Genomic DNA, 11,777 nt, shown 5'->3' on the forward strand with positions numbered 1-11,777 from the left:
GCGATGCTGTCGATCGCGCCCGCGTCCGCGCCACTCGCCCTGAGCGCGGAGGACCTCGGCCGCGCCGCGGTGCTCGCGCTGCACGACGAGCTGGCGCTGTCGCCCAAACCCGGCCTCGTCACGCTGAGCAGCAGCGGCAGCCACCGCGACATGGACGCGCGGACCTTCCTGCGCAGCATGGCGGCGCTGCGGCCCTACTTCGTGGAGATCGCCGATCTCGGCGCGCGCGGCGCGCCCTTCTCCGAGCTGGAGCGCGCCGGCGTCCACGCCGAAGCCCGCATGTTCGCGGCCACGAGCGGCGTCAACACGCATCGCGGCGCGATCTTCCTGCTCGGGCTGCTGTGCGCGGCAGCGGGTGCGGCCGCCGCGACGCGCTGGCCATTGACGCCCACGGCGATCCGTTCGACGCTGATCGCTCGCTGGGGCGAGGCGCTCCGTCAACGCGCGTCGCGCCCCTCCTCGCTGCCCGGCGGCATCGCGGCGCGACAGCTCGGACTCCGCAGCGCGTCGGAGGAAGCGGCGCTTGGCTTTCCGGCGGTCTTCGACACCGGCGTCCCGGCGATGCGCGCCGCATTCGCGCGAGGCCTTTCGGCCGAACGCGCGCGGCTCGACACCTTCTTCCATCTGATGGCCGTCCTCGACGACAGCAACCTCGCGCATCGCGGCGGCCTGGCGGGCCTGCGCTTCGCGCAAGGCGCCGCGCGCGAGTTCCTCGATCTCGGCGGCGCGGCCCATCCGGACGCGATGCGCCGCGCGGATCGGCTCTCGCTCGAGTTCGAGGCCCGCTGGCTCTCGCCCGGCGGCTCGGCCGACATGCTCGCCGCCCTCTGCTGGATGCGCAGGATAGGCGCGCTCGGCAGCGGGATGGGGCCGTGACGGGAGCGGTGACGTGAGTGTCGCCATCGTCTTCAGCGGTCAAGGGAACCAGCATCCCGAGATGCTGCCGTGGCTGCGCGAGGACGAGCGGCTTCAGCGCCTGCGCGCGATCCTCGGCGTGGAGGACTGGCGCGCCGCGCTCTCCGATCCGGCCTGGTCCCGCGTCAATGCGCATGCGCAGGTGCTGCTCACCGCGACGGGGCTCTCGGCGTGGTCGCAGCTGCGGACGGCGATGGAGGCCGCCTCGCTCGAGGTCGACGCCGTGGCGGGCTACAGCGTGGGCGAACTGGCCGCTTGCGCCGCGGCCGGCGTGTTCACCGCCGACGAGGCGATCGCCCTCGCCCGCCGTCGCGCCGCCTTCATGGATGAGGCGAGCACGCGGGAACCCGGCGGCCTCAGCGGCATCACCGGCATCGATGCAAGGACGCTGGAGGTCCTGCTCAGTGGCACGCGCGCCAGCGTGGCGATCCGCAACGGCGAGGACTCCGCCGTGGCCGGCGGACCGCTGGACGCGCTCGACGCGCTTGAAGCGGCCGTCATCGCGCGGGGCGGGCGCAGCACGCGGCTGGCGGTGTCGGTCGCGTCGCACACGCCGCTGATGCGCGAGGCCGCCGAGGCCTTCGACGACGCGCTGGCCGCCGTGCCGTTGAAGACGCCATCGCTTCCCCTCTTCGACAGCAGCGCCAATCGCGTGTGGCGTGCCGAGGAGGCGAGAAGCGGACTCGCGCGCCAGATCGCCGCGACGGTGCGCTGGGACGAGGTGATGGATCAGCTCGCGGCGCGCGCGCCATCCTGCGTGCTCGAGATCGGCGGCGGCCAGGCGCTCGCGCGGCTGTGGCAGCAGCGTCACCCGTCCATCCCGGCGCGCTCCGCCGACGAGTTCCGCACCCTCGGCGGCGTGCTCGCCTGGATCGCCCGCTGCGCGGGCTGAGCGCCCGGGTTCACCCTCGATCGTTGCAGCGGCCGTAACGGTCTCTTGACGTGCTTGATTGAAGCGGCCCCACGCCGCCGATACCGTCCGGCCCACAAGACACAAGACACAAGACACAAGGCGGCCGGCGTTCGACATGCCGGAGCCGCCGCCACCGGAGACAAGCATGACGGTTCACTGGATGTCGATCCTGCCGCTCGCGGCCATGTTCGTGGTCGCCACGGCGCTGCCGGTCAACATGGGCGTGCTCGCGTTCGTCGGCGCCTTCCTGGTCGGCACGCTGGTCGCCGGCATGAACGCCAAGGCCATCATGGCGGGCTTCCCCGCCGACCTGTTCCTCACGCTGGCGGGCATCACCTACCTCTTCGCGCTGGCGCAGAACAACGGCACGATCGACTGGCTGGTGCGGCTCGCGGTGCGCGGCGTGCGCGGCCGCATCGCGGCCATCCCGTGGATCATGTTCCTGATCGCGGCGCTGCTGACCTCGGTGGGCGCGGTCAGTCCGGCGGCGGTGGCGATCATCGCGCCCATCGCCCTGGGCTTCGCGGCGCGGCACGGCATCCATCCGCTGATGATGGGCCTGATGGTCATCCATGGCGCGCAGGCCGGCGGCTTCTCGCCGATGAGCATCTACGGCGGCATCACCAACAAGATCGTCGCCAAGGCCGGCCTGCCGCTGAGCGAGATCACGACCATGCTCGCGAGCTTCGGCGTGAACTTCGCGGTGGCGCTGGGCCTGTTCATCGCGCTGGGCGGGCCGGCGCTGGTGCGGCGCGGCCGCGTGGCGGAGGACGCCGACATCGCGCCCATTGCGCCGGTGGCGCGCGCGCAGGGCGGCCCGCAGATCTTCGGCGACGCCGAGGCCGCCTCCTATGGCGAGGGGCAGCGGGTCGCGGCCAACCGGTCCTCGATGCTGGGTCAGGTGCAGACGCAGACCTTCGCGCGGACCGACTTCCATCAGGTGATCACCGCGCTGGGCCTGCTGCTGCTGGCGGTGCTGACGCTGGGCTACAAGCTGGACATCGGCTTCGTCTCGATCACCATCGGCCTGGCGCTGAGCCTGATGCAGCCACGCTTGCAGAAGAGCGCGCTGGGCCAGGTGTCGTGGCCGGAGATCATGCTGATCGTCGGCGTGAGCACCTACGTGGGCGTGATGGAGAAGATGGGGACGATCGCCTACGTCGGCAACAGCGTCGCGGACCTGACCTCGCCGCTGCTGGCGGCGCTGCTGCTGTGCTTCGTGGGGGCGGTGGTGTCGGCCTTCGCGTCGTCGACGGCGGTGCTGGGCTCGCTGATTCCGCTCGGGGTGCCCTTCCTGACCGGCGACAACGCCGGCATGGCGATCGGGTTCATCGCCGCGATGGCGGTGTCGTCGACGATCGTGGACGTGAGCCCGTTCTCGACCAATGGCGCGCTCGTGCTGGCCAATGCCAAGGGCATGGACCGCGACCGCTTCTTCCGCCTGCTGCTGCTCTACGGCGCGGCGGTCACCGTCATCGCGCCGGCCGTGGTCTGGGGCCTGTTCGTGGTCCTGTGAGGCTCACGCGTCGACTTCATGCGTCAACAAAGGCCGCCGCGATCATCTCCCCGGCGTTGATCGGCGACGGCTCGTCGACGCGCGGCGTGTAGATCATGTCGCCGGCGCGGATGGCGCAGCCGCTGAGCACGCAGGTGCCATCGCGCCTGGACGGCACCATGTCCCAGATCTGGTAGCCGTAATGGCAGGCGCCGGGGTCGGACCAGGAGATGGCGGCGGTGCGCGGGGTGGGACGGTCCAGCACGTGGATGGTCGGCGACGCGCGCGTGATGCCCGCCCGGGAGGGCGAGGCCAGCAGCCCGTCCGGCACGCCGCCGTTGCCGAGCCATGACACCGTGCGCAGCCAACCGTCACGGGTTGGGTCGCTTGCGAGATCCCTGTGCATGCCGCACCGCCTTTCACGTCCGCCGACAATCCGGCGTCAAAGCCTGAAATAATTCAACGCTTGATGAATATAACAAAGGCGGGCATCGAATGAGCAAGACCCCGAAGTCAGCCGGGGCGCCCCGGCGGCGCGGGCGGCCGAGCGCGGACTGTGCACCAGGCGCGGACCATCTGCTGAGGACGGCGCGGCGCAGCTTCGCGCTGCGCGGCTACGAGGCCACCAGCGTGCGCGACATCGCGCGCCAGGCCGATGTCGATCCGGCGCTGATCGCGCACCACTTCGGCTCGAAGGAGGCGCTGTGGCTGGCGGTGGTCGAGCAGATCAAGGTGCTGCTGGATCCGATGCTGAGTGCGACGGGCGCGCTGCGCGGCGACGCGTCGCTGGGGCCGCGCGAGCGCGTCGAGCGCTGCCTGCTGCTGTTCATCGACCGGGTCTTCGAGCATCCGGACATCGGGATCTTCTTCTCGACGGCGACCGCCGAGGAAGGCGAGCGGCTCAACGTGCTGGTGGACGCGATCGTGCGGCCGTTCAACGAGGTCTCCCTGCCGCTGTTCCAGGACGCGATGGATGCGGGCGAGCTGCATCGCTGCGATCCGACGCTGCTGTTCTCGCTGCTGATGCAGGGCATCAGCAAGACGGTGGCCTACAGCCATGTGCTGCGGGCGGTGTCGCCGCTGCCGGACGATCCGGTCCGCTTCAAGCGCGAACTGACCGAGGTGGCGCTGCATCTGCTGCGCTGAACGCGCGGCGCTGTATCGGCGAGCATCGGAACGTCTTTCCCTGCCCCGCCGGATACACGGGCATACGGAACCCGTATCGCGGCCGGGCCCGGATCCGAAGAATCCATGCCATCGCAGCCCCGGCTGCCTGACTGGAAAGGACTTCCCCATGCGATCGATCCTCCGCCGCTCCGTCTTCCCGCTGGTGCTCGCCGGCGCCGCCACCGCCGCGACGGTGCTGCTGTCGCTGCCGCCGATGTCGGGCACGGCCGCCGCGGCCTCGCTGCTCGGCGGCGCGGGCATGGACGGCAAACCCGCGCCGGCCTTCACCGGCATCAACACCTGGATCAACAGCCCGCCGCTGACGATGGACGGCCTCAAGGGCAAGGTGGTGCTGGTGGACTTCTGGACCTACACCTGCATCAACTGCCTGAACCAGCTGCCCTACGTGAAGGCCTGGCATGAGAAGTACAAGGACCAGGGCCTGGTCGTCGTCGGCGTGCATTCGCCCGAGTACGAGGAGGAGCGCTCCACGGCCGGCCTGAAGGACGCGATCGCGCGGCTGGGCATCCACCACGCGGTCGCGCAGGACAACGACTTCAAGACCTGGAAGAGCTACAACAACCGCTTCTGGCCGGCGCTGTACCTCATCGACAAGCAGGGCAAGGTCGTCTACTCGCACTTCGGCGAGGGCGCGTACCAGCAGACCGAGGCGCAGATCCAGGCGCTGCTGAAGCAGCCCTCGTGAGGTCGAGCGCCGTCAGAGATGGCGCTGCGCCGCCCCTCAGCCGCGGCCTTCCACGGCCATCGACAGCACGTAGCCCTCGCTGCGGACCGTCTTGATGTAGCGCGGTTCGCGCGCGCCATCGCGCAGCCGCTGCCGCAGGCGGCTCACGAGCAGGTCGATCGAGCGCTCGAAGAGCTCGGCCTCGCGCCCCTGCGTGAGGCCCAGCAGCTGATCGCGGCTCAGCACGCGCTGCGGATGGTCGAGGAACACGCGCAGCAGCCGGTACTCGGCGCCGCTGAGCGGCACGACAGTGCCCTCCTGGTCGACCAGGTGGCGCTCGATGGTGTCCAGCACCCATTCGCCGAAGGCCAGCCGCGGCGACTCGTCGCTCGAGCGCATGTTGGGCGGCAGCATGCGCGCGCGCCGGAGCACCGACTTGATCCGCGCCAGCAGCTCGCGCGCCGCGAAGGGCTTGGCCAGGTAGTCGTCGGCGCCCATCTCCAGGCCCAGGATGCGGTCGGCCTCGTCGCCCCGCGCCGTCAGCATGATCACCGGCGTCGCCTTGTGCTTGCCCGCGCGCAGGTCGCGGCACAGCGACAGGCCGTCCTCGCCCGGCAGCATCAGGTCGAGGATCACCAGATCGAAGGGCCCCGCCGTCTCCAGCGCGATGCGCATGTGGCGGCCCGTGGGCACCGCGGTCGCGCGCAGGCCGTTGCGGGTCAGGTAGGTGGTGAGCAGCTCGCGGATCTCGCGGTCGTCGTCGACGATCAGGACGTGATCCAGGGTGGGCGCGGTCGTCTGCATGGGGCGGTGGCGGAACGCTTCGAACGGGATGAGGCGCAATGTACCGGTCCTGCCCCGTCCCCACGCCGTCACCGGCAATGTTGTGTCTCCTGCCCGCGCAGCGGATACACGGGAATACAAAGCCGCCCACAAGCGCGCCGCGCCCGCCTATAAACCAGCCTGCGGCGCCGGCGCCGCGCCCTTCATCGGAGATCCCCGTGAGCCGCGTCATCGATTACTTCTTCGCCCCGCACAGCCCTTGGACCTACCTCGGCCACGAGCGCTTCGCCGCCATCGCGCGCGAGGCGGGCGCGACCGTGCGGCTGATCCCGATCGACCTGCTCAAGCTGTTCGAGGTGTCCGGCGGGCTGCCGCTGTCGCAGCGGCCCAGGCAGCGGCAGGCCTATCGCCTGCTGGAGCTGCGGCGCTTCTCGACGCATCTCGGCATGCCGATGCATGTGGAGCCCGCCTTCTTCCCCGTCGTGCCGCACAAGGCCGCGAGGCTGGTGATCGCGGTGGACCAGGCCGACGGCCCCGGCGCGGCGATGCGCGTGACCGGCGCGCTGCTGCGCGCGGTCTGGGAACAGCAGCGCGACATCGCCGACGACGCGACGCTGACGGACATCCTGGCGGAGCAGGGCCTGCCGGCCGAGCGGCTCGCGCGCTCGGCCGAGGCGGACATCGGCGCGCAGTACGAGGCGAATACGCAGCGCGCGATCGACGCCAGCCTGTTCGGCGCGCCGAGCTACGTCGTCGACGGCGAGCTGTTCTGGGGCCAGGACCGCCTGGACTTCGTCCGGCGGGCGCTGGCCACGCGCGCATGAGGGCGCCTCGCACGCTGTTCGCGCGCGTCTTCTGGCTGATGGTGCTGGGGATCGCGATCGCGCAGGCGCTGGCCTATGTCGCGATCCGGCAGGAGCGGTCGATGGCCCTGCGCGCGCTGATGATGTCGGGTGTCGAGCGCGACATCGCCACCGGCATCGCGGTCCTGGACCGGCTGCCCGCGGCCGAGCGCGCGGCGTGGCTGGACCGGCTCGAACGGCCCAACTACCGTTTCGCGCTCGCCGACCAGATCGATCCGAAGGCCGGTCCGGTGGATCAGTCCGATTTCAGCGGCGCCTTCGTCGACGCGCTGACGCAGGCGATGGCGCCGTTCCGGCTCGAGCGCGCGGCGCAGGTCGGGGCTCGGCAGTACCAGCTGCTGGTGCGCCTGGGCGACGGCGCGCCGGTGACGGTGAACGCGCGCCGCGTCGACATGCCCGTTCCCGAGTGGGTGATGTGGGTGCTGGGCGCGCAGCTCATCGTGCTCGCGCTATGCACCTGGACCGTGGTGCGGCTGGTCACGCGGCCGCTGAACGCGCTCGCGTCGGCGGCGGACGACCTCGGGCCCGACCTGACGCCGCGTCTGATTCCCGAAGGCGGCCCCGCCGAGGTGGCCCGCGCGGCGCGCGCGTTCAATGCGATGCAGCAGCGGATCGCGGGCTACACGGCGGAGCGGGTGGAGATCCTGGCCGCGATCTCGCACGACCTGCAGACGCCCATCACGCGGATGCGGCTGCGCGCGGACCTGATGGCCGACGAGGCGCTGCGAGACAAGTTCCGCCAGGACCTCGACGCGATGCATGCGCTGGTCCGCGAAGGCGTGACCTATGCGCGCACGCTGCACGGCACCTCGGAGCCATCGGCCCGGCTCGACGCCGATGCGCTGCTGGCCAGCATCGCCGGCGACTACGAAGACGCGGGCGAGGCCGTCACGCTGAGCGGCGAGGCGGGCGCGCCCATCGTCGCGCAGCCGCAGGCGCTGCGCCGCATCGTCGTCAACCTGGTGGACAACGCGCTGGCCTTCGGCGGCGCGGCGGAGATCGAGGTCACGCGCAGCGCCGCGCAAGACCCGGCCCCCACCTTGACGATCGCGGTGCTGGACCGGGGTCCCGGGATTCCGGAAGACCAGCTTCAGGCGGTGTTCAAGCCCTTCCACCGGCTGGAGACCTCGCGCAACCGCGAGACCGGCGGCACCGGGCTCGGGCTAGCGATCGCCCAGCAGCTCGCGACCGCGATGGGGGGCGGGCTGACCCTACGGAATCGTCCCGATGGGGGCCTTGAGGCCCGCCTCACCCTCCCCGCGCCAGCGCCGGCCACACTGTCCACGGCTTCTGTGGACAAGTCTGTTGGCTCCACGGGCAGGGATGCTGCAAGCCGTTGATTCGTCACGGAAAACATTGCAGTGCCGCGAAATGAGGCAGTGATCCCGACGGGCCATCCAAAGTCGTTTTCGCGGACCTCGCGGCTATCCCCGCGAACTGTGGACAAGTCTGTTGGCTGCCTCTGCAGGGGTTCAACAACCCGTTGTCACCAAAGGAAAAAGCTTTCAATGCCTCAAAACAAGGCATTGGGATAAACCGGGCGGACAGCGGGCGTCAGGTCTTGACACCCCCTCCGGGATCCGATTGGCAAGCTGCGTTCCCGATTCCAAGTTGCTCACAGTTCCCACGAGTTGTGCACGGTCCCTTCGGTCTGTCCACGGCCTCTGTGGACAAGTCTGTTGGCTGCCCGGGCAAGGATGTCGCAAGTACTTGTTCCCGCAAGGAATTCATTGGGATGCTGCGGAATGAGGCAACGCCCCCCGTTTCCCGCCGAAGGGCGAGACCCGCCCCGGCTCAGACGATGCGAAGTCCCAGATTGGGAAGCCCGTCGATGTGGCAGTCGATCACGTCGCCGCGGACCACCGGACCCACGTTCTCCGGGGTGCCGCTGAAGATGATGTCGCCCGGCTTGAGTTCGAACGCGCGCGACAGCTGCGAGATCTGCTCGGCCACGCTCCAGATCATCTGGCTCAGGTCCGCATCCTGTTTCGTCTGGCCGTTCACCTTGAGCCAGATCGCGCCCTTGGACGGATGGCCACCCAGCGCCTGCACCGGATGGAGGGGGCCGATCGGCGCCGAATGGTCGAAGCTCTTGCCGATCTCCCACGGCTTCTTCTGGTCGCCCATGCCGCGCTGCAGATCGCGGCGGGTCATGTCCAGCCCGATCGCATAGCCCAGCACGCAGTCCAGCGCCTGCTCCGGCGCAATGTCGCGGCCGCCCTTGTGCAGCGCGGCGACCAGCTCGCATTCGTAGTGATAGTTCTTCGTCAGCGTCGGATAGGGATGGTCGGCGACCGTGCCCGGCGCGACGTTCTGGATCGCGTCCGCCGGCTTCTGGAAGAAGAACGGCGGCTCACGCGTCGGGTCGCTGCCCATCTCGCGCGCATGCGCCGCGTAGTTGCGGCCGATGCAGTAGATGCGCCGCACCGGAAAGCGCTGGTCGCCGCCGACGATCGGGATCGTGGTCTGCGGCAGGTCGAAAGGCGTCTTCGCGGTCGACTGCGCCTGGCCGGGCAAGGCGCAGCCGGCCACCGCGCCCGCGGCCATCGCGGCCGAGGTGTTGAGCAAGGAACGACGATCCATCGCGGTCTCCTTCGTGAATGGGAAGTTCTGCGCGAGGCGCCTCCGGGCACCCGCGGCGAAGCGAGCGTAGGCGCCGCTCCGGGCGCCCGCTTCCTCGTTTCCCCTTGAAGGCCTGGACGCGGGGCGAGCCGCGCACGGCGGCGTCGCCCAGGCGTCAGCGCACGGCCTCGTCCATGAGCCGGTCCACGATCAACTGCAGTCCCTTCAGCACCGGCGCCGCGTCCGCGGCGTACTGCGCCTGCACGATGGCGCCGTCGACGGCGAGCGCCAGCGCAGCCGCGAGCTTCCTGCGCTGCCGGGACGCAGGCAGCAGACCCGCGATGGCGCCGGTCATGTCGTCCTTGTGGCGCCGCGTGACCTCGACGACCTCGGGCAGCGCGGGGCCCATCTCGCCGACGCCATTGAGGAAGGCACAGCCTCGGAAGTCCCCCAGCGCCTGGCCGTTGAACCATTCCGCCATCGCGGGCGGCAACGCGGCGATGCCCTTCGCCGCGCCACCGTGGCGCGCCAAGGCAGCGGTGAACCAGCGCATCCATCGCTCATGGCGCAGGTCGAGGTAGGCCAGGATCAGGTCGTTCTTGCTCGGGAAGTGCCGGTAGAACGTGACCTTGGTGACGCCGGACGCGGCGATCACGCGGTCGATGCCGGTGGCGCGGATGCCCTCGGCGTAGAACAGGTCGTGCGCGGCGCGCAGGATGCGGTCGCGGGCAGGCAGCTCGCCAAGGTCCATGCCCGGATCGATGTCGTCACTCGAGTTCATGGGGTCATTGTAGACAGACCTGTCTACCATCGCCAGAATCGGGCATGTAGACAGACCTGTCTACATCTACCAACGAAAGGCCCTGACCATGGAAACCCGCCCGCCCATGCCCCCCTTCACCCGTGAGACCGCGATCCAGAAGGTGCGTCTGGCCGAGGACGCCTGGAACAGCCGCGATCCGGCGCGCATCGTGCTGGCGTACAGCCCCGACACGCAGTGGCGCAACCGGGCGGAGTTCCCGCGCGGTCGGGCGGAGGCGCAAGCCCTCCTCGAGCGCAAGTGGGTCCGCGAACTGGACTACCGCCTGATCAAGGAGCTCTGGGCCTTCGACGGCCACCGGATCGCCGTGCGCTTCGCCTACGAATGGCACGACGACGCCGGCAACTGGTATCGCAGCCACGGCAATGAGAACTGGGCATTCGATGCGAATGGCCTGATGACGCATCGCCACGCGAGCATCAACGACCAGCCGATCAAGGCCGCGGACCGCCAATTCCATTGGCCGCAGGGACGTCGTCCCGACGACCATCCGGGTCTGAGCGATCTGGGCCTCTGAGGCCCGCGGCGCCTCAGTCCTCGATCAGCCCGAGGAAGTGGTCGAGGATCACGAAGTGGTCCTCGAACATCCGCGATTCCATCGCCGCGAGTTCGTCGCGGTGGAACCAGCGCGCCTCCTTGACGTCGTCGCAGCCGACGACCTCCGGCAGCGAGCCCATCTCGCCGAACTTGAAGTGGTGCGCCATCGTGATCAAGCGGCCGCGCGCGCTGCGCAGCGGATCCTCGAAGGTCGCGACGCCATGCAGCGCCGCCAGCACCGAGGCCGGCAGCAAGGGGAAGCGCGTCTCCTCGATCAACTCGCGGATCGCGCAGGCCACCAGTTTTTCACCGCGGTCGAGGTGGCCGCCGGGCACCGCCCAGAGATCCTCGCCGAAGGGCCCTTTGCGCCGCACCAGCAGCACGTGATCACCGACGGTGACGACCGCGTCACCCGTCATGTAGGCCACCGCGGTGTACTTCTTGCGGTAGGCGGCGACGGCGGCGTGCTCGGCCTTGCGCTTCGCGTATTCGGGCAGCCGGCTCCAGGCCTGCAGCCAGGCCCGCACCGGCGCGCTGACGTAGGGCGCCATCACGGTGAGCGCGGCATCCGGGTCGTCGGCCTCGAAAAACACCTGCCGCATCGCCGTCGCGTCGACGTCGGCCAGACGGTCCACCAGTTGCTGCCGCCAGCGTGGGAAGTTGTGGAGGTAGTAGCTGGTGTGATCCTTCTGATGCCCGACCAGCACGATGTCGGCGTCCTCGCCCGCGATCGCCCGCACGCCCATGGTGACGGCGGCGTTCCAGCGCTTGTCGTCGAAGTAGTCGCGCACCGGCAGCACGTGCAGGCGCTCGCGCTGTGCCGGCGACAGGTTGGCCAGCAGCATCTGCCGGCGCTCCTTATGCACGAAAGGGTTGCGCGGATCACGCGCCCGGTGCGACGAGCCCAGCACGGCGATCACCTCGTCGGCCAGACCGAAGGCCGCCTGGAACAGCGCCTCCTGGCCGAGGTGCACCAGTTGCCAACGGCCGACGACGACGGCGACGGTCTTGCGAGTCATGCGGGGTCCTTCCAGATC

At 70.0% G+C, this 11,777-nt stretch carries 13 protein-coding genes; 8 read left to right on the plus strand and 5 right to left on the minus strand.

What is annotated here, in order from left to right; translation table 11 throughout:
- Positions 1-3: 3 nt before the first annotated feature.
- The 3 genes from mdcB to ACEN96_RS24045 all read left to right on the plus strand — a co-directional run bounded on the left by mdcB (position 4) and on the right by ACEN96_RS24045 (position 3,344).
- On the plus strand, positions 4-876 hold the full coding sequence (gene mdcB, locus ACEN96_RS24035; protein ID WP_495585539.1) for a triphosphoribosyl-dephospho-CoA synthase MdcB: 873 nt from the start codon (positions 4-6) through the stop codon (positions 874-876).
- A 13-nt stretch (positions 877-889) separates the two neighbouring features.
- Entirely contained in the window at positions 890-1,807 is a 918-nt protein-coding gene (locus ACEN96_RS24040; protein ID WP_495585540.1) for an ACP S-malonyltransferase, read from the plus strand.
- A gap of 166 nt (positions 1,808-1,973) precedes the next feature.
- Positions 1,974-3,344, plus strand: a complete 1,371-nt coding sequence (locus ACEN96_RS24045; protein WP_495585541.1) for an SLC13 family permease — start codon at positions 1,974-1,976, stop codon at positions 3,342-3,344.
- Between the two features lie 16 nt (positions 3,345-3,360).
- Here the strand turns inward: ACEN96_RS24045 and ACEN96_RS24050 are convergent, their stop codons facing one another.
- Positions 3,361-3,678, minus strand: a complete 318-nt coding sequence (locus ACEN96_RS24050) for a DUF3331 domain-containing protein (protein ID WP_495585542.1) — start codon at positions 3,676-3,678, stop codon at positions 3,361-3,363.
- A gap of 140 nt (positions 3,679-3,818) precedes the next feature.
- Between ACEN96_RS24050 and ACEN96_RS24055 the strand changes: the two genes are divergently transcribed.
- Together ACEN96_RS24055 and ACEN96_RS24060 are read left to right on the plus strand one after the other, a co-directional pair.
- Entirely contained in the window at positions 3,819-4,469 is a 651-nt protein-coding gene (locus tag ACEN96_RS24055) for a TetR/AcrR family transcriptional regulator (RefSeq protein WP_495585543.1), read from the plus strand.
- A 148-nt stretch (positions 4,470-4,617) separates the two neighbouring features.
- Positions 4,618-5,196 carry a thioredoxin family protein gene (locus ACEN96_RS24060; RefSeq protein WP_495585544.1) on the plus strand — a complete coding sequence of 193 codons (579 nt, stop codon included), beginning with the start codon at positions 4,618-4,620 and terminating at the stop codon, positions 5,194-5,196.
- 36 nt (positions 5,197-5,232) lie between these two features.
- Here the strand turns inward: ACEN96_RS24060 and ACEN96_RS24065 are convergent, their stop codons facing one another.
- A complete protein-coding gene (locus tag ACEN96_RS24065) occupies positions 5,233-5,979 on the minus strand; it encodes a response regulator (RefSeq protein WP_495585545.1) in 747 nt (248 codons plus the stop codon).
- A gap of 197 nt (positions 5,980-6,176) precedes the next feature.
- On the opposite strand from ACEN96_RS24065, the gene ACEN96_RS24070 reads away from it, so the two are divergent.
- The gene (locus ACEN96_RS24070; RefSeq protein ID WP_495585546.1) at positions 6,177-6,782 is read left to right on the plus strand and encodes a 2-hydroxychromene-2-carboxylate isomerase; all 606 of its coding nucleotides are present in this window, start codon (positions 6,177-6,179) and stop codon (positions 6,780-6,782) included.
- Positions 6,779-8,161 (plus strand): ATP-binding protein, encoded by a 1,383-nt coding sequence (locus tag ACEN96_RS24075; RefSeq protein WP_495585547.1) that lies wholly within the window; start codon positions 6,779-6,781, stop codon positions 8,159-8,161. Before ACEN96_RS24070 ends, ACEN96_RS24075 begins: the two co-directional genes overlap by 4 nt.
- A gap of 454 nt (positions 8,162-8,615) precedes the next feature.
- On the opposite strand, the gene ACEN96_RS24080 is transcribed toward ACEN96_RS24075, so the two are convergent.
- Positions 8,616-9,404 (minus strand): fumarylacetoacetate hydrolase family protein, encoded by a 789-nt coding sequence (locus tag ACEN96_RS24080; protein WP_495585548.1) that lies wholly within the window; start codon positions 9,402-9,404, stop codon positions 8,616-8,618.
- Between the two features lie 154 nt (positions 9,405-9,558).
- Positions 9,559-10,164 carry a TetR/AcrR family transcriptional regulator gene (locus ACEN96_RS24085; protein ID WP_495585549.1) on the minus strand — a complete coding sequence of 202 codons (606 nt, stop codon included), beginning with the start codon at positions 10,162-10,164 and terminating at the stop codon, positions 9,559-9,561.
- An 88-nt stretch (positions 10,165-10,252) separates the two neighbouring features.
- On the opposite strand from ACEN96_RS24085, the gene ACEN96_RS24090 reads away from it, so the two are divergent.
- Complete coding sequence (locus ACEN96_RS24090) at positions 10,253-10,720, plus strand: nuclear transport factor 2 family protein (RefSeq protein WP_495585550.1); 468 nt, start codon at positions 10,253-10,255, stop codon at positions 10,718-10,720.
- 13 nt (positions 10,721-10,733) lie between these two features.
- On the opposite strand, the gene ACEN96_RS24095 is transcribed toward ACEN96_RS24090, so the two are convergent.
- Positions 10,734-11,759, minus strand: coding sequence for an NUDIX domain-containing protein (locus ACEN96_RS24095; protein ID WP_495585551.1), 1,026 nt, complete (start codon positions 11,757-11,759; stop codon positions 10,734-10,736).
- Between the last annotated feature and the right edge of the window lie 18 nt (positions 11,760-11,777).

It is taken from the genome of Roseateles sp. Mitsp63, from assembly GCF_059491535.1.

Excerpts from the sequence above, each read along its gene's own strand:
- mdcB (WP_495585539.1), top strand. The coding sequence starts at position 4 with ATGCTGTCGATCGCGCCCGCGTCCGCGCCACTCGCCCTGAGCGCGGAG.
- ACEN96_RS24045 (WP_495585541.1), top strand. The coding sequence starts at position 1,974 with ATGACGGTTCACTGGATGTCGATCCTGCCGCTCGCGGCCATGTTCGTG.
- ACEN96_RS24055 (WP_495585543.1), top strand. The coding sequence starts at position 3,819 with ATGAGCAAGACCCCGAAGTCAGCCGGGGCGCCCCGGCGGCGCGGGCGG.
- ACEN96_RS24060 (WP_495585544.1), top strand. The coding sequence starts at position 4,618 with ATGCGATCGATCCTCCGCCGCTCCGTCTTCCCGCTGGTGCTCGCCGGC.
- ACEN96_RS24065 (WP_495585545.1), bottom strand. The coding sequence starts at position 5,979 with ATGCAGACGACCGCGCCCACCCTGGATCACGTCCTGATCGTCGACGAC.
- ACEN96_RS24075 (WP_495585547.1), top strand. The coding sequence starts at position 6,779 with ATGAGGGCGCCTCGCACGCTGTTCGCGCGCGTCTTCTGGCTGATGGTG.
- ACEN96_RS24080 (WP_495585548.1), bottom strand. The coding sequence starts at position 9,404 with ATGGATCGTCGTTCCTTGCTCAACACCTCGGCCGCGATGGCCGCGGGC.
- ACEN96_RS24085 (WP_495585549.1), bottom strand. The coding sequence starts at position 10,164 with ATGAACTCGAGTGACGACATCGATCCGGGCATGGACCTTGGCGAGCTG.
- ACEN96_RS24090 (WP_495585550.1), top strand. The coding sequence starts at position 10,253 with ATGGAAACCCGCCCGCCCATGCCCCCCTTCACCCGTGAGACCGCGATC.
- ACEN96_RS24095 (WP_495585551.1), bottom strand. The coding sequence starts at position 11,759 with ATGACTCGCAAGACCGTCGCCGTCGTCGTCGGCCGTTGGCAACTGGTG.